We start from the raw sequence: 24047 nt of genomic DNA on the forward strand, positions 1-24047 counted from the left end.
TCATCATCGAACAATACTGCTAATCGGTGAAATAGCGGCAGCTTTACCAACGCTTACTTAATTACTCTTCAATAGCACCAGGTAAAAACTCTTTAGATTGACCATTGGCCTCATCTTTCGCCCATTGTATCATTTTAGGCTTGCCACGCTCAAACCAGACGACCCCTTCAGAACGCCTCCAGGCAGCATCCTCGTTAGATCCCCCAGGCCACACACTCCTCTCTGCAACGAAGATCCAAACACACGTTAGACCATGCTGCTTAAGGAAATCTTCAAAAAGCTCCCTGTCGACAAATGCATAAGACCCATCATTGGCCGCATCACTACTAATGAATTGAACATTACCATCAGTAGTGCAGTAGCTACCCAATGTGCCGCGAGCAGGGTTCAATTTTAAATCTCGCGCAAGCCAAGGAGCTGGCAAAATTGTGTCAGTCCCGCTCGGCAAAGAGCGGTCCAGATGTGATTCCCATAAGTATCTCACACAAGGAGTCGCCACTCTTATTGATTTTCCGTTGCTGAAATTGAAGTCAGAGTACATCTCCTGAGGCCAAGTGGAACGCCATGGAGCTTCAAGAAGAAATCCTGCGTCCGTACGCTGAGTCGGAGACCAACTGTCAACATCAATACTTTTTTCGCCTTCAAGGTATTGAATAAATTTACGCCTATCCTTTTTATCTATTACAACCGGCAGCAGGAATCGCCACTCTTCCTGCCTCAACCCATGCTGAGTTACTCGACCATCTTCGTACCTTATTCTGTTCGAAGCATGCTCATACAGCGTCAACCAATGTCGCCCACTGGCATCAATCCGAGAAATAAAACTGGGAAACTCAGTTGTAAAATCAGCAGAGAATGGCCACGCAGATAATTCATCCTCGCTTGTTGAGCCAACATCTATCGCACAGAGATCTACGCCATAGAATTTTGATGGAGTTTTCTGTTCATCCGTTGGAGGCATAAGTATTGTGGGATCAATATCTCTGTGAAAACCAACATCGAGCGGATTTTGATACACCCTCGCGTCTTCATTGAACGACTCAGCAAGCCAGTAGTTATCCGCCAGCCGACACAACAACTCATCAAGCGCCAGCCACTGATATTTTTTCCCAATCCTTTCAGTTAAAGCTCGCTGCCTCGTATCACGTCCATCGCTCCTAGATCTATCATCCGGAAACAGCTTGGACGTCCAACCAAATCTATAAGCTCTTTGGGCAACCCACCGCTGCGCGCTTTCTACATCTATTCTGGCCAGCTGCCGAGTACCCCTAGATTTAAGATCAAAATTGTGACTGTACTCAAGGGTGTACCTAGTTTTTTCATCATCGGACAAAAGCGCCATCAAATCTGCCTGGTAGGCCTCCATGGCTTTTATAGCTTCGTCGATGTTGGCTTTCTTCTTATTACCGGCCTTTAAAAGCTCAGTAAAAGGATTACTACCCCATTTTTGCTCCTGCATCTTCTCAAATATTTTTGCTCTCTTAGCGTACGGCGCTATGACCTCCGCTTTGAATGATTCCTCAATTTTTCTGGGTGACTTCGGTGCAGGAGAGGTCAGCACAGCGTCCAAAAAATCTCTGACCCGAGGCTTAACCTCGTAACTAGCAAAATCCCCCATCAAGCACGCGCATGAATAGTAGATTGTATCGTCCCCGGCTGCAGAGGCTACACGCTTCAGCTTTGCGTCCGAAACATTCAGTTTGGCAGGCGCCGATGAATATGGAGGTCGACAGGCATTCAAATCCACGCCCTCATCTAAACAATCCAGCGATACTGCCCTTTCCACTATCCCCAGTGCATAGTCGCGAACAAGCAGGGAAAGAGGGACGTCTTTCGTGTTGAACACGTAATTATAAGCAGTTCCGGCGTACGATTTGAGACGATGAATGGTTGGATCAATACAAGACGCCCCGTATCCCGCAGCATGCACGCGCTCCAGAATATACAAATCATCCACGCTGGAAAACGCCGCGCACAATCTGTCATAAAGCCTAACTTCAGCGACAAACAAAGAAGTCAAGGCTTTAGTGCAGTAATCGCGAACCTCTCGATTGGAGGCCGTTGTGAGCCAAGCTAGAGCTAGAGAGCACAAATACTGCACCTCTCCGTCTGTCTTGGGCGTCTGGTCTTGAATACTCCAGCTCCAAAGCCGCTCAACAGCACCTCCTTCGTCGAGATAAAGTTCATTTACCCTAACCGTCCAGAAGGCGTCTCGATCAGCAAGCTTCCTTTCAATTAAGTTGTCATGAAGAAACTCAGCGTTCCATGGATGCTTTTTACCCGCGCAAAGCTCAATCAAAATAAAGAAATATTGTTCATCCTCTAGTGCCAGCTCATTAAAAATCTCTAGAGTTCTCTCGGTAAACGCATCGGTATCTCTCCAGCGAATGCTTTCAGCAAACGCCTCGCGGAGCACACGATTAAACAACCACTTTTTCGAGTTGCCCGGCATCACATCAAAAAGTTCAACACCAAATTTTTTGGGAACTTGGATAGACAGAGCCTCAACTAAGCCACTCCACTCCCATCTAACTTTAGAGTCTTTTAGCACAAAACTCAAAATCCCCGCTTCGAGCTCAGCAGAGATATCAGTAGTGGCGTCAAGCAGAGACTCTGCAATTAAATGATCTTGCAGCCGTTGAAAGCTGAAACGGATGACATCATCAGCTAAAGCAAACGGATCATCTGACACTACCAACGGATTTGGATCAAGACGAACTAACCCATTGCGAAGCAGCACAGTCAACCAAGTCAAACCTACAGGGATAGGAAAACCTGCAAATGCAGCATTACTAATGGCTTCAGCACTTGCTTTCGATATGAAATCATTTCGACCAAAAGCCATGGCCTTCGCGATCCCCAACAATGATTTCAACATCGACGGGTATAATTCACTACTTCCGTCATAGCCCGCCCCCAGATTCACAGCGACGCTTTTTAAGTAAAAACTAAATATACTTTTTGCGCCGTGAAGCCCGACAGGAAACTGCTTCGCGCCTAACTGCACCAGTGCCATGCATGCACTGCGCAGAAACAATGGATTTACAAACTCAGATGCCAACCAAGGATTGTTCGGATGAGAAATCCCATAATTACTCAAGTACACCTTGGCCGCTCGTCTTTGTTCACTAGGACTTGCAAATCCGTAGACCTTGAATTTTTCTACGCTTTTTAATACTGCCTCACTCACAATGTAATTTGTATATTCCGCTCGACAACTAACCACAATTGCCAAATTAGGATATTTACGAACCCGCGAGAAGAACTCTGCCAGTTCGTTCTTCCATAGAGCTGCTCCAGCACCCTCATTGATTGCATCAACCAGTATCAGACCGCGACAGCTTCGCGCCTCTGCCTTAGCATTAAGAGCTTGCAGCAACGCCTCTGGAGAAATATCAGTGAGCTCCAGGCGGGATGTAATCTGCTGCCAAACATTGCCCAAACTCAGTTGCTGCCCAAGTACAAGAAGAACGGGCTGATCATTTCGCAGACATTTCTGCGCAGCATTTCCTAGAAGGTGAGACTTCCCAGTTCCAGCCCTTCCATCAATCAGCGCACAGCGATCACTCTCTGCCTGGAAGTATTTAGAATCCAACAAGCTAATTAGACCATCTATCGCGTCCACCACCCCGCTACATTTTTCTAGCGCGAATTGATACGTGGACTTATCTAGGCTTGAGTTGTCGTTCCCGGAGTGCTGCGAAATAAGCTTACGCTGAAATTCTCTGATCTTCTTAACCAGTTCGCGCGCCATCTCAATACTAGCTACAATTGGCCAGGGGTCGAAGTTTTCTAAACCAGCAAAACCTAGAACCCCCTGCAACTCACTAACAATGTGGCCAGCAGCAGCAACATCAGGCTGCAAATCCGCGATGGACCTTGAAGTTGACGAAGACAGCCGAGTAAAATTATCTTCAATCGTCAGAGCAAAATCTTGTATTTCGCTTTTTACAAGCTTGCTTCGACCAATAACTTCAAATAATCTTTCAATTTCCACCTCAACATGATCTTCAGGGTGATATCTTTCCTCCAGTGATGTCAGCGCTCGTTCGACATGGTCTTTGAACCAAGAATCAGAAAACTCAACGCCTCCGAACCAGTAACGACTCACCCCTTCACAATCTGGCGCCATCAATTTATCTGAGATTTCAGACGCCGGCCATGCGACAAAATCAATATCATTTAAACCCAACTCAGCCCGGCGAGCATTCCACTTAGCAACACGTGTTTGCCAGTGTTCCCACCCAGTAGTTCCCTTTCCCTTCACGCCTGCCTTGTCGGTTAAATCACATGCCAGGGCAACGACATACTTGATCAAGGTTGGATGAGTAGTGATTGCCTGCTCAACGGACTCATCGATCTGCCCCCAATCAATATTACCTGTGCGAGTAAAAAATTTAGCCTGATAGCCGATTTTCGAGCCGTTAGTAAGTAGCCAGTAGGCTTCTACACCTCCATCCCCACCTGCCCCCTCTACCCGTCTAAACTCCTTCGCCTCGGCCGGCCTGTCTCTTCTTGCCAGCTGACACATTAGCGACTCGAAAGACTGACGCTGACCTGTTTCCAAACCCCTGATTTTGGAAAAATCCATATCTGTATATTGCCTTCCATTCTTAACCGAGAACTGAATTTCGTAGCTGGTAGAAGTTTTTATTTATCATTAGGAAAAATGGCTCCCACAATACTAACATTCAGTCAATGTGACTGAAAAAACAAGACTGGCGATTCCATTTGGAATACAGATTTCTGCCATCCCAGTAATCAACTTTTCCTTGATCGTCGACAGTTCGCTTAGCTCGAAAGACGGTGGCGGCGTTCCTCGCTGCGAGGATCCGGTTGTCCAGGATAGGTACCTCATGCCCCTCGAGGCCATGTCCATCCTGACTGACGATCCGTCTTGGTAAGCGCATCAACAGAGCCGCATGCCTGGTTTCTTTGAGCACAAGCGCGAAGGAGTTGGTGATCGTGCGGTATCCGGTATCTGCATGAAGAACCAGGGCATGACTGCCACCTTCAATACAGCGCAATGCCGACAGCAGGTGCTGATCGGACACAAGCAACGACTTGTCACGAATAATCCCTTCTTGGGCTTGCCTACACCAATCAGCAATATCTGCTGAAGTCCTTAAATCCAGCTTTCCCTCGCACCGCCCGGCGAAAGCTTCAACTCCTGGGAGATACCGTGAAGTAGTCACAAAAATGCCGCGCTCCGCCTTCTCAAGAGACACTACACCGAACAGGGCCTGGACTGCCTCGAGACGTATTGGCCACTTGGGATCGTAACGCTTGGCTTGAACCAATGTGAGCGTGTCGCCTAGAGGGCCTCGTTGAAGGAGGCGAACGTCTACACCTCCATCACCGACCCCAGGCCCAACCTGCGATTCATATCCCAAGGTCTGGAAAACACGGGAGAGCAGGATTTCGAAATCTCGAGGGCTAAGGTTGTGGAGTCGTTCAGGACGAGCTTGGAAATACTGGTAAAGCTCGGCGTACACATCACCAACGTCTTCGACGATCAGGCTGCACACCCACTTCCAATGGAAATACTGATCGTAAGCGGCCTGCACTTCGTCCGTAGTTGCAAAGAAATAGTAGGAGCAACCGTCGTTGTTCTCGAACCAGAACCCATGCGACTCGCAGATATGATCAAGCTCAGCCCGCAAGGGAGGATCAAGATCTTCATCCAGCAAACGAGCTAAATCTCCACTGCTGTAGAGGATGAAGACCACTGCCTCCTCTCCTGGCTCACCCTGCACACGCTCTGCGTAGGACGTAAAGCCGCTGTCGTACCAGAGGTCATTTCTCTCCGCCCACAACTTGATATAGTTCTGAGCGTTGAGAATTCGTTGCTCGAGATCGCGATCGGAAAATGCAGACACCGGCATACCCTCGTTTACCTGGTCTAGAGATCGACATCGTCAAAGATGTTTCGGCCGCCCTCCTGTGCAGATGGCCGCATCAGATCGCTTCGGCCAACTGCTGGCTCTTCTCCCCGCTCCTGTGATACTTCACTCACCCAATCGTCGACTCGGCGCCTTTGGGTTTCGACCACATCCTCCACCCTGGGCCATTCTGGGAAAGCCGCACGTATTCCCTCTAGCTGATCAATAAAATCAGAAAGGTGGTAATCAGGATCATCCTCATAGCTATACGTTTCCTGCTGAGACTGGCGAATCCTGTCTAGGTCAGGCAAGACATGCTTCTGTACATCGCTGTAGAAGTCTTCCCGCTCCTGATCACCAAAGAATTCATGCATGTCCTCATCGTAGATGTACCCTAGGTCATCCTCATCGAACACAAAGCCGTGAATCTTGGTCGAGATAGCATCTCTGACTGACTCCGGTAAATGACCTTGCCGAAGCAAGCGCAGAGCCAGGTCAGACGACTTCGTGAATAGGTTTCTCGCGAAATCTCGAGCCAGGCTGGAGGTCAACTCTCCATCAGTTTTCGAGTACATGGCCAGGAATACGTGGTCAGTCCTGCGCAGCAGGAAAGAGTACAGTCTGCCCCGCCTCATGCGCTCCACGTCGGCCCCAAAAGTGACGTACTGATAGCATCGTTGTACGATCGCTGCAAACATGCTCGAGGGCAAAATCGTCGCATTCTGAATGCCCGTATCGCCGCACGTCACAAGTTCCATCAACTGCTCAAGAGGTGTGCCATCTACAAAAATCTGCAGATGATCAGGACTCTGGGCGAGTATTAACGCAAATGCATCTCCAATCGTTGGGTGCTTGTACCGCCAAAAGCGTCCTTCAGCAGTATCTGCCACTTGTACAAAGCTTCCCCGGAGACTCTCAAGCGCACGGATGCAACCGGCTTGGTTACCACCCAATCTTTCAATTGTCTTCACCTCATCCCCTGAGAGGTTTATCGGGCTTTCGATTGCTCCGTGCTTCATGTAAAGCAAAGCCAATGCGGCCTGGCTTTCGTCATCCATGCCCTGCATTGTCTCAACGAGCCATCGCTCCTGCTTGGCGACAAACTCATCGATACTTCTTTGGTCGATCTTGAGGGCCCTGGTGAATTCAATACTGCCCAAGCGCCGAGCTGTCTCGGGAGCGAACCGACTGTGAGCTGCCACCGCAGGAAGAAACTCCTTTAAAGCCGTCCGAACCCGCCGCGGTTGGTTGCCAAGCTTCACATGGTTGTAGAGGATTTCTGACTTTTCTCGTGGGGTCAGCTCTTTCACGTCGATGACCACCTGGCTTTCCTCGATCAAAGGAAATGCCGTTCTCTTGAGATCACGCCGTGCGCTGTTGTAGATGTAATCACGGCTAGTCAGGACTACCCGATGGCCCGCTCGGATCATCGTCGAGAGCGCAGGGAGTATCCGGTTCCATTCCATCACCAGGTCGGCTTCGTACTGCATCGCCCCAAAGGCGTCATCAACCCAGATGAACTGCGATGCTTCGTCCGTATTCCAGTGATCTCGAATTTGCTCGGGCTTTTCCAGCTTCAACACCCTACTTCCCCACTTATCCATCGCACACATGGCCATAAGTGAGGCAATCGTCGTCTTTCCTGCAGCGGGCTCTCCAACCAGGAGAACAAAACCATGCTGCTGAAGGGCCTGGAGTGCTTTGCGATAGGTGCCAGTCACAACAAGCTTTGAAAGCTCAGGAAGCTCCGTCAGCAGCGCCTTCGTCTGTTTGTACCGTCTTTCATCCAAGATCTGACTGAGGTCACCCAGACCATAGAGCCGAGGCACATTCATGCGCAGGTTACTGTTTAGCTGGATCTTCTCGCAGATCCATGTGGAGCCCAGCAGCAGAACGTGCTTGACCCCAGCATCTTCAAACGCCTGCTTGATCTTGAGATGGCTCTCCCCAGTCCAGTCGCCGTTCGTCATCAGAACATAGACATCACACTGTCCCTTGGCGACGAGTCTGCGCACTTTTTCACGCTCACCAGCTACATCTGACAGCGTGAGATTATGATCACGGCGCGATGTGAACTTGCACTGGAAGACGAACGCGCCTTCATACAACTCATTTGGCTGAGGAGACCACGTCCCCTTGAACCCACCGTCGCGACCTCCATCATTTCCCTCAAGGAACGTCTCGACCGTCTGACCCAATACCGTAGAGGCTACGGCCATGCATAACTGCTGAAAGCTATGCCAACCCAGGAGGTGAAGGTCGTATTTAGGGACGCTCATCTGACGTTCGATCCTTGCAGCCAAGTCCTGATGCCGGACAAAGTGCCATCATAGCGGAATTGTCGAAATGCCGTGCCTGGAGATAGCGGCAGCACTACTTTCTAATCTGGATCTCGGGACCTGATCCTTCGATGCAGACGTAGCTCATCCGTTTTCACTCCGGTGAGGAGTAGCAATCGAATGCCTACTGCCTAGTGACCTCATCGAGATAGCGATACGCCTTTTGCGAAAACGCGTCAGCCCTCAATCAGAGATCTATGTACTCAACCGATCTGCGCTTCTGAGCCGTCAGAATGATTCGGCTATTCGCCCAAACGACGTATAACTCCGAAACCTGCTGCTGCCCCTGCGCGTAGGCATAAAATCGTGTATTCAGGCGCCTAGGTCTCGTACGCCAGTGCGCAGCGCTTGCTCCCGACTCAATCTGACGGTAAGGCTCGGCGCGCTCAATGAGGCGTTTTCTGAAGTACTTCTCAACAGTGCTCTGATTGGAAAGGAGATGCATGCCACCAGGGTTCGGGAAAAGCACCGCTACCAGCTCATTTTCTTGAGCAATGCTGACGGCGACATCAAAAAACGCGTTGACGATGCTGTGTACCGTATGAGTAGCCAACATCTCATCCATCGGGTTGATCGCGCGAACGATCAGGCAACGCTTGGTTGGATGGAGCTCCGGGATTGATTCGAAATAGATCATGGCCATACCAGCAAGACGACGTTGCACAGGGTCGAACACCACCATATGCGCGTGCCGCTCCTCCTTCCACATGTCCGTGTCATCGCGCGTGCACAGGTTCGCGGCTTGCCTGGCGAAAAACGCTGCCGGATACTTTGACACGAACGCCTGCAATTCAGTGACTTCGTCGTTAGCAGGCATAGCGGTGAACTTGCCCTGCTCGCGCTTCAGCCAGCTTGCACATGTCGCGAGCACAATTGCTTGGGTGTGTCTAAGCGCGGCCTGCAATCTTCCACGGCCAGTTTGCGACCCGGCCAGATTAGCCTCACCCACCATTCGCTTGGCCAGGCTATCAGCCTGCTCATCGTTGAAGCTCATAACAAACGCCGGCATATGCGCCTCAAGAGCGTCCGGCAAGTTGCTGGTGAACAGCGTGTCGAGCTGCTCCAGCCCCTCGGCGATGTCGGCACTGAAATCCTCCAAGGCAGTTATCTGTCCGAGGTCGGTTTCGAGCCACGACCCGATCAATGAGTCCTCACGACTCGTCGCGAACAGTACACCTAGATGGGCCGCCACGGACTGAGGATCACGCGACTTGTCGTATAGCCGCTTGGAACGGATGGCCAGGCACACGTCGGTGAAGTCCTTCTTTGAACAGATCTTCGCGCTGATCGTCTTTGCCTGAATCAGCGCTTGCAGACTACTGCGCTCAAGGCGCTTTTCCATGCGACGAATCGAGCGCGCCCAGCGCATGGGGTAACCATCCCACAATTTCAATCCAGCCAGGTGCGATTCGAAACCCAGGACATTCTTCCACTGTGACCTGACGCTGTGGCTGTCAGCCTTGTAGATCATGGATATAGCCTCAGCCTCCTGAGCCTGCAGCTCAGCGCCTGATGGTCCGCGCCCCATTAGCAGGTTCTCTACCAACGGCACCAATGCGTCCATCTGTTCTTGTAGCTGCTCAGCTGACGACCACGCATGGCGAACCATGCTCGGCAGCAGGACGCCACCCGTTTGGTTCAGGATGGCTGGTAAACGAGGCAAAAGTTTTAGACACTCGGCCTGAGCAAGCACTTCCCTTCGTTCGTCGTAGCGCTTGCGTGCCGCGTCGTCCGGTTGCTTATGGCGATAACCGATGTCCGCTAACACCCGATCATCAATGGCCCTCATGACACAGCTCAGGTTCTCAGTGAAAGCAGCAAAGTGGTTACGACGGAAGGCATCGTCCAGCAGTACACGAGATGTTGAATTCAGGTCCCAGCAACAAAGCGTATGTACGCCACGTGCCTTGTAGTACCAGTCCATGATCGCTTTGAATGAGTTCAATCCCTTGTCCTCGACCAAGTACTGCAAAGTGCCTAGTCCAAACCGTACCACGCGCTCCGCTTGGCACAAATGACTGAACTCTGGCATGGGCACGGCGGTGAGCAGATAGTGATACGGTTGGGCGGTAAGAGTGCCAGCACAGCGCATGATCCAGTCAACCAACTCGCGCTCTTTACGCGGTTTACGCTGCCCTTTGATCTCAAGCCAAGTTTCAAGGCTCTGGACACCGATGCCGGTATACGCATGCTGAAAACCCAGAACTGCCTCAGGGTAGCCATACCCATGTCGCTCAAGCACTGCCAAGTATTCCAGCAATGCACCGGGGCGCGCCAGGTAAGTGCAACACTGCCCTATCTGCTCGAAGCTCAAGCAGTATGGAGCACCGGCCAACAGCGCGATCTCGGCAAGCGGTTCGCCCTCTCCCTCTCTTTTGTTGAGCTCCAATATGAGCGTCTGGCAATGCGCGAGGTCTTCGACGCTCGCGCCCAGAGCAATCAAGTGCTCGACCAACAATGAAGAAGGCTTGCAGTAGTGGGCCAGCATACGCTTGAAGTGTTGAATCTGATCAGCTGAACGGGCCTTAACCACATCCAATACAAAGGCCCAATTTGCGCTGGAAGCTCGCCAAAGCGACTCGCCAATGACCTCGTAGATCGCCTCTGCGCCTGCTGCGCCAGAAGCAACAATCAGTTGCAAGTTTACCTCCAGCCGATCCGGGTCTATAGCATCCAGGTCATGACGAAAGATACCCGCTACCTGCTTGCGCTTAACACCATTGGCCAGCAATAGATCAATGGCCTGTTTGAAGGTGCGAAGGGCTTCAGGGGTGATCTCGGGCGCGTGATAGCGCTCTTTCATTTGATAGTCTAGCCAGGCCAGCTCCGCTTCTGTCTGCACCACGTTGGTTAGCACCAGCAGATTGGCGAGTGAGCCCTTCAACCTGAAGCTGCCATAGCGAGCATAATGCTCGATCCTCGCAAAGCTCTCGACGCCAACCTTACGCACGGCCATGAACCAGCCAGCATCCAGTCTGTCGAGTTGTCTTGCGCGTTCATAGGAGAGCAGCGGTATGCCTTGTATGGCCTGATCAACGGCTGGGGTGTAGCGGTTCAAGCGACACGTCACGACTCGTTCGTAAAAGGTCTCGTAAAGAAAGGAACGTCCTTCGTAGGTGCGTGTTTTTGCTAACTGCCTACGCGTGTATTGCCATGTCAGCCAATGCGGGACGAAGAATATCCCCAATTTGCCATACCAGGGCCACGCCTCTGGTTTAACCAGTGACTGCGAAGCGGGTATGCCAAGCATTCGGCGGATATGAAGTGCCTGGTCAGAGTCTTCGGCAAGCAGATCGCTGACATTGTTCTGCACCCAACGCCGCGCAGCTCTTAAGGCAATCCGCTGAGTATATCTGGAGTGAACGTCGGCACTTTCATCGTAATCGGAAATGACCAGTCGTTTAACCGCATCTCGCCCTTGCTCTATGGCATGGGTACGAAATGCCCGATACCCGCTTTGATCACTCATTGTCATTCCTTTTACGTGGCGGTGAGATCGTGCAAACGAATGCGGTTGAATCAGTTTTGTAATCGATGGCGGGACAAGACTGACACAGACCCGATGCGCGGCTCAAACAGAGCCGGCCTTCATATTTTTGCGACCTAGTGGATTGCCAGCCGCCAGCTACTGGTGCCGGTGATACTGCAATCGGCGGCCGAGGTCCAACAAGCGTCAGGCGCTGATAGCCTACGCAGTTGACTGCAATCCCGACGTCGTGCCATTTGACAACTGCTGGGAACTAGCACGCGTCGCGCTGGGCGGCGAGTTCTTCGACCCGAACGAAGGCATGCTCACGCGTATCCTTAAAAGCACTGACGACCTAGAACTGTCGGTCACATACATGCAATTTCCCTGCACGGACTGGCATCAACTGACGAGAAGCACTGCATCCGTTGATACCAAAAGTCTTCGCCTGTCAAAGGCTCCGCTTCTTTGGCTGAGGTTAACGCGAGAGCCGGCCATTTCCTATTGGTCGTGGCGAACCTTCGCGCGCAGTGTGACGCTCCGCCCTTGCCTGCGGACGTAGCCAGTGACATGCCAGGCAACCATCGGTCTTAAAAGTTACGGCGCAGCACCCGGTACGTAACGACGCCAGTTCGCATCACATCCTTTCGCAATTTGCTCCCTAGAGCTGAATTGCTAGGGCTGGTAGTCAGCCTTGCGGCTGGAGGGTTCAAAAACACCTTTCATGGGTTGGAATGGGTCTTTCCTGGACATGCGAACAAAGGACCTGGTACCTACAACCAACGAATAGTTTTGTGCACAGGTACCGACAGACGTGTGTTTGCACATTAGCCTTGGCACATCTTCTACACCTCAGGTGAACCGAACGATGACAACCACCTCACAAGCTATTCAAGTCTGCGAAGCAGTTCTTCGAGCGGATTTGGAGTACAACCAGACTAACAAGATATGGCCAAGCGTGAATCGCGTGATTGAGCGTATGCTCAGTCGACGCAATGAGCTGTGCGACGCTTACGAAGAACTTCATGAGTCGCTCGCGCAACGCCCTCATGCCTTAAAGTCGTTCTTTGACATCCTCACCTCGACTCCGGTGGCATGGAGTCCGGAAAAGATCACCGAAGCGCGACAAGCGCGCAAAGAGCTCACGGGTATCAACGCACAGATCGCCGCCGCTGCAGAGGCACTTGCGCTACTGCTCACGCGTCGTGACGAAATCAAGGAAGGCTCAAGCTTTAGTTGCGACACCTTCTACCACCCACTTGATGTGCTGAACGCTGCTGCTGAACATGAGAACCATCACCTTTTCGAGTCCTACGTCAAAGATGGTTTGGAAATGTTGCAGTATCAGTACGACCTGAAATACTGGCCCTCGCTGAGCTCACTCGTTGAGGCTATTGGCGAAGATGCTGAAAATGCAGAAGTATATGCACAGGACCCTGCCACTGACTCGGCGACAGAGGGTCGCCGTCCTGGGCTCTCCGATTTCCTGAAGGCATTCTTCACTCGCTTGAAGGAAAACAGTGTAAGGGAAGCCGGCTTCATTCCGAATAACCTCAGCGTGTCTGATAACACTGTGGCTTCGTTGGTCAATTGTGTCCTTGATCTCAACGCAGACAAACTGATCGATGGAGATTTCATCAAGCGCTTCCGGCAGCGCGAGCGTGAACGCTAGAGCACCCTATATCACCTCGAAACACTTAATTCTGGAATTACCGTTAGCAGCTGAGGAGATTCGCTTCAGGTGAGTGCCCACCGAGATTTTTCTTAAGAGAGATTTGAAAGCGTCAATATTTTTCTGCGACAAACGCACGGAACCATCAGCGTTCAATTCACAGTCCGCACAGTCGTCTCTGAAAAATACCGCATAGCTGCCAGAACCGCGACACTGAAACCATTCATGGAGGAAGCATGCAGATCACATTGCAAAGTGAGGACGACCTGGAACAGGCGCTTCGCGAGATACATCGACGAGCTTGCACGTATGAGGGGCCGTTGATGCACCAGTTCATGGAGCTGGCCAAGCTCAGCGCGCCAGTCGAGCCTGATGAGCCCCTTGGAGAGGAATTCCAGGATAATAAGTTAAGCAATGCCAACGCGGAACCCGCGAGGCGCAGCGAGACCAAAGAGCGATTTGAAGAAGCCCTGTCGTTACTGATGGTGCTCGCTTTTCCGGTGAACAGCGGAACCGAGCAAGCAGTTCGCCGCGAACTCAACGAGGTGCTCGCACGCGATCAGCAGGTTGAGTCAATGCAAATGCGCGTCGGCAACCGAAAATCCAGCCTACGACGTAATCTTGGACGGCGCCCGACGAAGCAGCAAATTGCATTGCGGGGAGCGTTGCTCGAATTTCTCCCTCGAGAGACCAAGGAGGATTTATGAGTACGACTACATCCCACGCGACAGGCGTCAAGAAGAAAAAGAAGAACCAACCGGCACCACCGGAACTGGTCAAAGCGGTAGGCGCGCTCTTCGACATTGCCGCGAAAGCACCTCCCCCTCTTCAGCTGCAAGCGATGACCCGCGACAAGCTGTACGAAATGCTGGTTCTAGCTCGTTTACTGAGGGTATTTCGGCGTGCACACCCAAAAGGGTCAATCATTCATAGGCCACCATCCAAGGGAGGCAAGACGTCAGAGGTGGTCGTGGCGAGTAAACCAGCTCTGGCCGATCGCAAAAGGTTCTCGCATTTTGATCTGCTCGACGCCGCTGGACAGTTAGTAGGGGAAGCTTGGACCTCGGTCGAGTTTGAGTCGCTGAGTTGGGCACATAACGGCGGAGCTCCGGGCAAGGCCCCCCCGCCAAGCCCGACACGAGCTTGACGTTTGTGTACTTGAGCCTGGCGCGGGAGAGCGTCCGTCTCACTTGCAGGTCTTTGCGGGCATCAGTTGCAAAGACGTGCGCAGTTCCTCGAAGGAGAACGTACGTGAGGCATTGGGGCTGCGGCGCGAGACGGCGTTCCTGCAGACGCCTGTGCAAAGCCTCGCCCCTTGGTTGGTCACTGAGGTTCCCGCGGAACCGAGTGCACCGATCCTTCTCATCAGCTCCGACGTCGGGGTAAGGAAATACTCATCACCAGTTGACGCCCTGGGCGTCTATGTCCGATTCGTGCGTCGCCCTTGGGAAGCAGAGGTTTAAGTCTTTATTGATCAAGCAGCCAAGCCTGGAAATCTAAGCGGCATGCCATTACTTTTGTCGCCACCGACTTTTCGGTGGCGAGAAGCCACTCCGTTTCACCCCCCGTACCGGCATAGGTTGCTCTGGGTCAACATAAACCCTCAACAGCTGCATTGGGCTATTGCTCCTCAAGGAGAGGATTTTCAGTCTGCATCTGCTGGTCTTCTGGGACCTGATCCCGTTGAGCCACGCTTGCAAGGCAACAGTCGATAAATTCAAGCTCTTGGACAAGGTCGGCGGCACGCTTTTCGAGCGCGCTCAATCTCATCTGTTGCTCCTGCTGGACATGGTCCGGTGCGCGAGCAAGCGACGCCATTTTTCTCTTGCCCCACTCGATTTTTCCATTGATGTCCGCAAGGAATTTTTCCCCGGAATCTTTTTTCCTCGCGGTGAATAACTGACACTCTAGCAAGCGGATTGCATCATAAATCCTGACTACCTCCTTGCTGGTTTTGGAGTGCACGAAATTCAGACTACCTTCATCGAAAGCATGATGTTCCTGGTTCTGCCCACCCCAGTTCACGAGATCATTCTTGATAACGTCAAAATGAGTAAGATCGTAATCAATATAGGGTTCAACGAGTGAAAACGTCGATTCAAGACTGACTTGTAGATACATACTCTTTTTAAGCTGAGACTTATTGAAGTGAGCAGTGACACTTACACCCTTTTCTATGCAGTACTCCAGCACCATTGACTCAAACCAGATGCGACAATATATTAACGCCTGCCTGATATCGTAGACAGCTAATGCGCGGTATACCTTCTCTTGAAAGCCTCCCGCGTGATCAATAACCACGATGCCCTTATTCGTATAGCTCAGCACGTTGCTGGTGTGTTGATCGCATTGGGTATGACGCTCCGCAATGATGCAAAACCTTTCCCAGAAAAGTCGATCGTGGGTGGTAACCACCATTTGAATTTGGCGGAGATAGGGGTCAGAGAAAAACAGATCGATGATATTCGAGCGATGATCGCTATCGATGGCGTTGACCACGTCGTCGAAGACTATCAAGGGAAATTTATTCTTTTGAGCCATCGCGAGCAATAACGACAACCCGAGCGCTCTTAGATGCCCTTCGCTCAATATTGAGAACGCATCTAACGAGGATCCGTCTGCATTTGATATCTTAATCCTGTAGCTGTCAGCTACCTTGTCAAAGCTCAACGAATCGATTTGCTCATGCTCATCGTCGTGATTATTGATGGCTCGATAGTACTCTGCCGCTTTAGCTTCGATCCCGGAGATGCGGGATTTTTCCAATGTCAGTTTGTAAGTCAGAAAATCGCGATAAAGGTTGCCGTACTCAATCTCAAGATTTTTTAGTAGCAGGTTAAAGTGACTATTGTCAGTTGCATCATTCATCAGCTCAGCTTTTTGCGCTGAGAGATCAGCCATCTTATTGCTAACGATCTTAAACTCGCTCTCGGCGGTTCTCTTTTCATCGAATAGGCGCCTTAGCACCTCGCCAAGCTGACTCAGCTCCTTGGCCTGAAGTTCGAGTTCTGTTGCTTGAGCTTCAGACTGAGCCACTTCATTGCTCTTGCGTTGGCAGGCTTGGAGATACGCCTCAAGCTCGCTGGTGTGTTTACCTCGGAGTTCCAGAAATAAGCGGAGAACGATCGACGCTATCTCGGCACGATCCGTCGCTGCGTGAAAGTCCGAAAGTGCCACTTGAAGATCATCTGTAAGCAAAACGCATGGAACGCCAGCTTGCTCATTGGCTTTCACGATGGTCAACCCTGTAGCAACCCTAGACGCCAAGTACGCGATTCGTTCGTCATTCCGTCGTTTCGAATGCTTCAATTGCTCTAAAGCACTTAACGCCTGAAGCTCATGCCGCGCCCTCTCGAAAGGGTTCACAGAAACTCTATCCAATGGGGTCAAACAAGCCGGGCAAGTGTCGCCTGTTTCCGAATTTTCGATTGCCTCAAGGGCTTGGTAAATCGCCCGATAGTTTACATCCGAAGCTCGTCGAAGAAATTCTGCTTCGATTGTCGCCTTGTGTCTAAACAGCCGGTTAGCGATGGAACAGGCACGACTCACTTGCTTCAGGGAAATGACGCTCGGGCCTTGCGCTACTCGTAGGCGCTCGGCTTTACGAATCCTCAACTCGATTAATTTAGGTAGCCTCTGGTATCTGAGACGCACATCGTAATCTTGGTCAGCTCGCAGCCCCAAAAGCGCACAGACTTTTGAGATAGAGGCTCTCACTGCAGCGGCATGAATTCGTCGCGTCTTTCCAAGAGCAACCCGGTCGCGCTCTAAAGCTGCCAGGGAATCAGTCTGGTCAGGGCGCATGAAGGGCTTGAGGACGAAACTCTCAGGCCTGACAAATCGGGAAAGGACCTCCTGGAACTCTTCCAGCCCAAACAAGGTGGCCAAGACGTCTCCCTCGGCGCTTCCCGTGTCCTTCGAGCCCAGCAGCGAAAATTCTTGAAGACGGTTGCGGTCGATAAAGCAACTCGACCAACTGAGGCTCTGCGTCACCGGTGCCTTGTTTGTGTCGATCAGGCTTAGCTGAGGTCTGGTTGCTCCACGCGCAACATATTGTTTGACCTTGGTCTTGCGGCGTCCGGCCTCCTTGATATTCCCGGTGGTGCCGATTTCCAATGCTTCACACAGCGATGATTTGCCGCCACCATTAGGGGCGTAGAAGATGTTCTTGAGAGGGCTGAAGTGAAGGAGAGTGCCTTTATCATCGGAGCCGAACTCTCCGAACCCTCGAAAATTCTTTACTCGCAGATTAGCCAGCGGATTCAGACCTGACGGTGCCACCCAATCCAATTCCGGTCTGCTATCGAGAACTCTTTTGAAGCGTGCAGCAGCCCGTTGATAGTTACGGCCCAGCAGCTCATCAGCCGCCGTGGTGATGTGCGATTTGATGTGGTCGGAGTAGCGCCCTTTACTCTGATTAGCCTTAAACATACACCAGAGGAGCATGAGGTAAGCATCAGGCTTTCCTTCAAGGTTCTGCCTTGCGAAACTCAAAAGATACTGGCTCATTACACCTCCTTGTTGGTACGCACCAGCCTAGCCATGCTGAAATCAGAAAGCCATCACTGCTACTTCTTTTTACGCTTCAACTGAGTTTGATGTCAGGCCAATACTAAACGTGGGAATCTGCCAGCGCGATTCGCAGCTTGAGCAGAGGTGAACTTGACCTGTAGGAGGTCTACTAAGCCGTCTGCGCGCTCGACGACAACGTCATCCAGCCCCGTCGTCGCACTCAAATCTAACTAAGGGTGTTGCGAGCTGGCCCGGCAGATCAATCGCAAATGACCCGGAGGTCTTGCCGGCTCTGGCAGATGTAACCTGAGGCGGTGATCGCGTTGTTCTTGATGTCTTCAGACAGGTTAACCTAGACGAAATTTTTTGGCTGAAGAAACAGGCTATGGAAAAGGAAGTTCCTTTCATCCCGCGTACTCTGGTGCACCAAGATGGGCGACACGGCCCCCTTCGTGATAACGAGCTTGACCCGCATCAAGCCCCGATCGTGATACTGGGCGAGGCTGGAATGGGGAAAAGCCGCTTACTCGCACAACTGGCCGCACAAGCAGGTTGGCACATCGTGCGAGCCGACGAGATCGAGCTGGTTGGCGACGCTACCTCGACAGTCATGCTGATAGATGCGCTCGACGAGTCAACAGACGCTGCCACCGGAACTGCGCTGAAGGCGGTGTTGCTGGAACTGAAGAAACGCAACTACCCACCCTTCATTCTGTCCTGCCGTGCCTCGGACTGGTCGCGCGCGAAGCATGCACACTTGATCGAGGCCGCCTACCGCCAGAAACCCACCGAGCTGCACCTGCAACCACTCGATGACGAAGATATCCAGGCACAGTTGCATGCATACCTTCCCCCGGAGCGGGTCATCACTCTTCAGTCGCACCTCGAGCGCTTCGGCCTGACCCACTGGCTTGGCAACCCACACACACTGAAACTGATTGCCGAAAGCGCCATGCATGGCGAACTCCCCCGCAGCCGCTCCGAACTGTTCCGCAAGGCCGTGGAGCAACTGGTGAGCGAACATAATGACCTGAAGACAAACAACGCGTTCGCCATCAAGGAAGCGTTCGAGTTGGCCGGCGCAGTCTGTGCGGCACTTCTGCTAACGGGCCACACAGCTATTTCACGCCAAGCACAACCTGCCCGATCAACCGATGTCTCCATCATCGAACTGAGGCAACTGCCAAACGCCGATCGGGTCGAAGACTTGCTGGGTACCCGCCTGTTCAGGGCGCTAGATGCCAATCGCTTCGAATGCATCCACCGCAGCATTGCCGAATACCTGGCCGCTCACTGGCTCGCACACGAACCGTTGCCTCGCAGAACCCAGCGCCGGCTGCTTGCGATGTTCCATCAGCATGGCATCGTGCCCTCTGGCCTGCGCGGCATGCACGCATGGTTGTGCATGAGCCCGAATCTGGCCCAAAGAGTGATATGCATGGACCCAGCAGGCGTCATCGAGAACGCGGACCTGGCCGGGCTTGATCCAGCCTCAACCACCCTGTTACTAGAACGATTAGAAGAATGCTATTCGAGTAACCCAATGGCACTTTCCTGGTGGCGCACCGGCGCCGCCGTTGAACTGGCCAGCAAAGGCCTGGTGGGCGAGTTGGTAAACATCGGTACAGATCGAAGCAAGCCAGTGCATCTGCGCCTTCTTGTTCTCGAATCGCTGGACGCCTCGGCGAAGCTAGAGCCGTTCAAGAACCGGTTGTCGGCCGTCATACTCGACAGTACGGATGTGTATGGCGCTCGTCGAGCAGCACTACAAGCACTGCTTGCCCTCTTGTCAGGTGATGAGTCCCTTGAGTGCATTCGCGCCCTGCACGCAGATGCCGATCCGGACTCCGTCAGGCTAGCCTTCGACCTTGCTTGCCTGGTCGATTTCGACGGTGTCGAAAATGAACTCCTCGCCGCGCTGATCATTGGCTGCTCAGACCAGAACGACCGCTTCGGTGAGCTGTGGGACAAGTTCGCCCCGCTCAAGTCCGACTTCCCGGCGTCGCGACGCACGCCACTGTTGAATTGCCTGATCGACCAGGCTCCCGCAGGGCTGTCCTGTACCGAGTTCTATACCCGGCAGGTTGACGAGTTTCGCGAACTGCTTACTGCCCTGACCTTGGCGGCGATGACGGACAATACGCTCTCTCCGGCGCAAGCTTGGCGTGCGTTCAGCTTCTCCTGTTCAGTTCCGCTTTACCCAATGCTGGACCCCACCATCATTGAGCGTCTGGCCGCAGACCACGCCTTTCGCCACGCCGTTCAACAACATGTGATGTTCGACTGCACAGATGGTGAGAGCCTTGGCCAACGGCATGAGCGGCTGCAAGAGATCGGTCTTGATTGCTCGGAAAGCGACGCGATCGAGATGCTGGCGAGGCTGGACGCCGACGATCTAGAGGACGAGCGCTGGAAGGCTCTGGTAAGCCTCATACATCACGACAACGAGCACGGCGTGCAACTGCGCGCCGCCGCGCTGCGGTTTGCCGGCAGCCACCCGCAAAGGCTGGCCTCGGCAAGCAACATCGAACTGGACTCCCGTCGGCAAGCGCATTGGGAACGTCAACTGCGCGAAAACCAGACCCGTGTGGAACAGGACCGTCACGACGCCACTGCCCGGCTGAATGAGCACAAGGCAGCAATTGCCGCCATGAGCAAAGGCGATCACCGGTACCTGACGATACCGGCGCAAACCTACCTGCGCGGATCTCGCCATAGCCTTGATGCAGGGGCCGGAAATGGCGCTGTCGTGCAGTGGGCAGGTCACGAATTGGCAGCCGCAGTTTTCCAAGGTTTCGAAAACTACCTACGAAACATTCAAGCACGCCTATCGGCTGAAGCGATCAGCCAGTACTTCGCCCGATTCAGCCAGTACGAACGCAACGACCAAGACGTGGCGCTGGCAGAGCTTTCCGCAGAGATCATCCTGGCTGCGGCAATCGAGCACGTGCGCACCCGAAGCTCTTTGGCATGCTTAACGACCGAAGCGCTGTTCGCCATCTTTCTTTCGCTCAAACAGCTCCCCTTCAAGGCACCCGACACGCTGGAAACGCTGGTGTACAAGACGCTAGGCGAACGCAAACTTCTGATGGAGGCCATAAAGCTCTGGTTCGAACCCTGCCTGCTTATCGGCGAGTTCATCCCGCAGCTTTATCCAGATGACCCGGAGCTCTACAACCAAACCGAGAAAATCCTGACGAAACTGGCAAGCGACTGGCTGGAGTGCCGACCGGACCTGCCCGAGGCATCGCAGTACTGGTGCTTGCAGCATCTGGCCCACAATGAGCCAGACACAGTCCCCCGTGCTCTGCGGCATTGGGGCTCGGGAAATTCTCGCCCCATGCCGCTATTCATTGAAGCTGCGCAACTCATCGTGAACTTCGAGGAAAAGTCGGCGCTACTCGACTGCACACCGGTGAACCCTGAACTGCTGCTGGCACTTAGTAAGTTTCAGATGCTCACTCCAAGCGTGGACACCACCAGCTGGATCATCGAAAGATTCCGGGGCTGGTATCCCATGATCGGCTGGCTCAAGGGCAACCTGATCGATGAAGACTGGTCGAGACCGCAAAGTGAATACCTGCAACGCCTGATCTTCCAGCTAAGCGAGCAGCAAACCCACGAAGCACACTCGGCCATGGACCTCCTGTGCGAAGCCTCCCGTGACAGTTACACCGATTACCTGTGTGAACGCCGTACCCTGCAACGCCAGCAAGGCCAGGGATTGGCATACCAACCACCCACGTTGGAGACGTTGCTGGCAATCAAGCGTGACGGACCACCGCGCACCGGAGCCGATTTGCTGGCCTGCATCCTCGAACAGCTGGAAGATGTACAGCGCCGGATCAAGAATGACGAGCTCAACTCTTGGAAACTGTTTTACATGGACGACGGCAAGGCGCCACAACGAGAAGAATGTTGCCGAGATCGTTTGATCGGTATGTTTGAACATATAACGGCAGATATCCGATTCGATCCCGAAAGACACGTGGTCGGCCAACGACGCGTGGACATCATGTGCGAAACCATGGACATCACACTGCCCATCGAAATCAAACGTGCCTGGAACGGGCAACTCTGGGACGCGGCCGACCAGCAGCTCGATGCCGCGTATGTCAGCTTCCACCGTGGCTCGGGCCTAGGCATATACCTGGTGCTGTGGTTTGGCGAGCACTCCAAGAAACCGCGCCGCCCAGCAGATGGAAGCCCGTCCCCCAGCTCCCCGGAGCAGCTGAAGACGATGCTGGTCGAGCGTAGCAAGGCTGCCACGCAGGGACGCGTGGCGGTGGTGGTGCTGAATATGACACGTAGCCAGCCCGCGAAGTGACTCGCAACCGCCCGGACAGCTTTTCGTCGCTTGAGGCCGCGGCGGGAACGCTGGCCATCCTGCGCTCTCTGTAGAGCAAATCGTCGACCAAACCTTCCTACCGGACAATGCTCTCTCACGAACTGATGCAGGAGCTCGCCGATGCGCTGCCGCTGGAGATCTAGGAAGCGGCATTCACACCAACAGTCTCACCGACGGGAGAGCTCGAGCTGCTACAGGCCGATCGGCGGAGGCTTCGTACCCATCCATCGGTTGTTCAGCCTGGCTAGGCAAATTTCAGAGAAAGCGTGCTGGCGCGGTATGGCGGAGAGTGCTGCATCAGCGGGTGCAACTTCGCCGCGCTGGTCGAGACGGCGCACATCATTCCGTACAGGGAAGACCAGTCAGATGATGTGAGCAACGGATTACTGCTGCGGGTAGACCTACATCGGTTGGCCATTCAAGTGAGGCGCATACCGGGCTGCGGCCGCTCCGCTTCGCATGGTAAATACGCACTTTTAGTTAACGATACCAAAGCCGCTTGGTATCTCACCGAACTGACAGGCACGCCCAATCTGAATCTGAGCCATGATGATCTGGATCACTCACGTGCTCTTGTCATTTGCAATACCGTGACTTGATACCCCCGCCACACCCAAGCGCAATTGATCACGGGAGCAGGCCGCCACCTCCATCACCACCACAAAGGGTAGAAAAAACCGCATTCACTGAATAGAGTCTTGCATCCATATCAGATCAGAAGGTGTTAGAGCCGAATGAGCACTTCATCAGCAATACTGGACGAGCTTGTTGAGTCCTTGAAGACGCAAGCTTCATTGCTGATCGCTGCATCAGAAATGGAGGCCAAAGGGCCAAATGATCTTCGCGACGAATTTGCTCGTCGACAGCTGAGGCGCTCAGCGGAGCTCGTGAGCGGAGCAGCGGCATTAGGGGCAGTGGCAAATTCCGCCTCCTTGGGAGTCTTAAGCCGCAGCTTACTCGAGCAACTGATAATGGTTTTGTGGGGCATTCGATCTATTGACAATGCGAAGTCCCAAAGCGACGCGGGTACTGCTGAATTGGCGAAAGCACTAAAGATGAACTTAAAAGCAGGCACCGCCAAGGTCTTTGACCGGCGCACTGGCGAGGAAGTAACAGCCAGATATCTCGAGAGGGAGCAGGCAAAGGGGAGTCCGCGACGTAAGAGTGTTGAGGAGCAAGCCAAAGAGGCAGGCGTTTTGGACCTGTATACCGTTTTCTATAGATTTTTATCGCTTGAGACCCATGGCCACAACGAAAGCCCCAAAGAAAAATCAGAAATCGCAGCTCTGTGCGTCACCCACCTTCAAGGGATTGGTTGCATCAGTCGCGCCATCGGTCAGGCAGGTGTTTGGTGGCTGATGCATCGTCACTGGCCAGACAACGAGTCACTACGTGAAGTGTTGGGCCTAAATGCAAAGGCTTAGAAACAAAGCTCGACGACACACTGCCCTTTCTTGGACAAATACTCTCCATCCAATCCCAAAACGCAATAACACTGAAAGCCACCCCGCACCATCTTGGTATTCTGACAGGAATCGCCATTCGAGATCGCTCGCAAACCAGTGCGAGTGGGGGCAAAAATGGGGGCATAACTGATCTTTTTTGACCTAAAACTACCGTCCTAGAGCCTAGTCAAAATGTTGGCTGGGGATCCGGACAGCCTGTGAGAAGCCTTGCCGAATGCCTCTCAGAGACGTGTATCACTTGGCCTGGACGCCTTTAAACTTTCCGGTGCCGCTGTATAGAAGTTGGAGAAGACTGCCTGACGAGCCGTCAACTAGGTCCATCCCTGCCCTCCATCGCCAAACTTCCTGCGGGGGGCATTGGC

At 52.9% G+C, this 24047-nt stretch carries 11 protein-coding genes and 1 pseudogene; 7 read left to right on the top strand and 5 right to left on the bottom strand.

Features of this window, described 5'->3' with window-relative positions; translation table 11 throughout:
• Window positions 1-61: 61 nt before the first annotated feature.
• The 4 genes from AC1DWG_RS03440 to AC1DWG_RS03455 form a co-directional block, all read right to left on the bottom strand.
• Entirely contained in the window at window positions 62-4591 is a 4530-nt protein-coding gene (locus tag AC1DWG_RS03440; protein WP_477787209.1) for an NACHT domain-containing protein, read from the bottom strand.
• 100 nt (window positions 4592-4691) lie between these two features.
• Window positions 4692-5885, bottom strand: coding sequence for a restriction endonuclease (locus AC1DWG_RS03445; protein ID WP_477762226.1), 1194 nt, complete (start codon window positions 5883-5885; stop codon window positions 4692-4694).
• Between the two features lie 17 nt (window positions 5886-5902).
• Window positions 5903-8161, bottom strand: coding sequence for an nSTAND3 domain-containing NTPase (locus tag AC1DWG_RS03450; RefSeq protein WP_477762227.1), 2259 nt, complete (start codon window positions 8159-8161; stop codon window positions 5903-5905).
• Between the two features lie 247 nt (window positions 8162-8408).
• The gene (locus AC1DWG_RS03455; protein WP_477762228.1) at window positions 8409-11690 is read right to left on the bottom strand and encodes a hypothetical protein; all 3282 of its coding nucleotides are present in this window, start codon (window positions 11688-11690) and stop codon (window positions 8409-8411) included.
• A 199-nt stretch (window positions 11691-11889) separates the two neighbouring features.
• Between AC1DWG_RS03455 and AC1DWG_RS03460 the strand changes: the two are divergent.
• The 4 genes and pseudogenes from AC1DWG_RS03460 to AC1DWG_RS03475 form a co-directional block, all read left to right on the top strand.
• A pseudogene (locus AC1DWG_RS03460) lies at window positions 11890-12249 on the top strand (DUF3085 domain-containing protein); the annotation flags it as partial.
• Between the two features lie 306 nt (window positions 12250-12555).
• The gene (locus tag AC1DWG_RS03465) at window positions 12556-13359 is read left to right on the top strand and encodes a hypothetical protein (protein ID WP_477762229.1); all 804 of its coding nucleotides are present in this window, start codon (window positions 12556-12558) and stop codon (window positions 13357-13359) included.
• Between the two features lie 236 nt (window positions 13360-13595).
• Window positions 13596-14066 carry a hypothetical protein gene (locus tag AC1DWG_RS03470; RefSeq protein ID WP_477762230.1) on the top strand — a complete coding sequence of 157 codons (471 nt, stop codon included), beginning with the start codon at window positions 13596-13598 and terminating at the stop codon, window positions 14064-14066.
• Window positions 14063-14506 (top strand): hypothetical protein, encoded by a 444-nt coding sequence (locus tag AC1DWG_RS03475; RefSeq protein ID WP_477762231.1) that lies wholly within the window; start codon window positions 14063-14065, stop codon window positions 14504-14506. The genes AC1DWG_RS03470 and AC1DWG_RS03475 overlap by 4 nt, the downstream gene beginning before the upstream one ends.
• Before the next feature lie 473 nt (window positions 14507-14979).
• Here AC1DWG_RS03475 and AC1DWG_RS03480 read toward each other — a convergent pair whose 3' ends face one another.
• The gene (locus AC1DWG_RS03480; protein ID WP_477762232.1) at window positions 14980-17868 is read right to left on the bottom strand and encodes an AAA family ATPase; all 2889 of its coding nucleotides are present in this window, start codon (window positions 17866-17868) and stop codon (window positions 14980-14982) included.
• A 388-nt stretch (window positions 17869-18256) separates the two neighbouring features.
• Between AC1DWG_RS03480 and AC1DWG_RS03485 the strand changes: the two genes are divergently transcribed.
• The 3 genes from AC1DWG_RS03485 to AC1DWG_RS03495 all read left to right on the top strand — a co-directional run bounded on the left by AC1DWG_RS03485 (window position 18257) and on the right by AC1DWG_RS03495 (window position 23643).
• Window positions 18257-22198, top strand: coding sequence for an NACHT domain-containing protein (locus AC1DWG_RS03485; RefSeq protein WP_477762233.1), 3942 nt, complete (start codon window positions 18257-18259; stop codon window positions 22196-22198).
• 287 nt (window positions 22199-22485) lie between these two features.
• The gene (locus AC1DWG_RS03490) at window positions 22486-22818 is read left to right on the top strand and encodes an HNH endonuclease (RefSeq protein ID WP_477774114.1); all 333 of its coding nucleotides are present in this window, start codon (window positions 22486-22488) and stop codon (window positions 22816-22818) included.
• A gap of 135 nt (window positions 22819-22953) precedes the next feature.
• A complete protein-coding gene (locus AC1DWG_RS03495) occupies window positions 22954-23643 on the top strand; it encodes a DUF5677 domain-containing protein (protein WP_477762235.1) in 690 nt (229 codons plus the stop codon).
• Window positions 23644-24047: the final 404 nt, after the last annotated feature.

Source organism: Pseudomonas sp. P4_B3, assembly GCF_056402295.1.

Bases quoted from the DNA above. Each gene is read 5' to 3' on its own strand.
- AC1DWG_RS03440 (WP_477787209.1), bottom strand. From the start codon at position 4,591: ATGGATTTTTCCAAAATCAGGGGTTTGGAAACAGGTCAGCGTCAGTCT.
- AC1DWG_RS03445 (WP_477762226.1), bottom strand. From the start codon at position 5,885: ATGCCGGTGTCTGCATTTTCCGATCGCGATCTCGAGCAACGAATTCTC.
- AC1DWG_RS03465 (WP_477762229.1), top strand. From the start codon at position 12,556: ATGACAACCACCTCACAAGCTATTCAAGTCTGCGAAGCAGTTCTTCGA.
- AC1DWG_RS03475 (WP_477762231.1), top strand. From the start codon at position 14,063: ATGAGTACGACTACATCCCACGCGACAGGCGTCAAGAAGAAAAAGAAG.
- AC1DWG_RS03455 (WP_477762228.1), bottom strand. From the start codon at position 11,690: ATGAGTGATCAAAGCGGGTATCGGGCATTTCGTACCCATGCCATAGAG.
- AC1DWG_RS03485 (WP_477762233.1), top strand. From the start codon at position 18,257: ATGGAAAAGGAAGTTCCTTTCATCCCGCGTACTCTGGTGCACCAAGAT.
- AC1DWG_RS03495 (WP_477762235.1), top strand. From the start codon at position 22,954: ATGAGCACTTCATCAGCAATACTGGACGAGCTTGTTGAGTCCTTGAAG.
- AC1DWG_RS03480 (WP_477762232.1), bottom strand. From the start codon at position 17,868: ATGAGCCAGTATCTTTTGAGTTTCGCAAGGCAGAACCTTGAAGGAAAG.
- AC1DWG_RS03470 (WP_477762230.1), top strand. From the start codon at position 13,596: ATGCAGATCACATTGCAAAGTGAGGACGACCTGGAACAGGCGCTTCGC.
- AC1DWG_RS03450 (WP_477762227.1), bottom strand. From the start codon at position 8,161: ATGAGCGTCCCTAAATACGACCTTCACCTCCTGGGTTGGCATAGCTTT.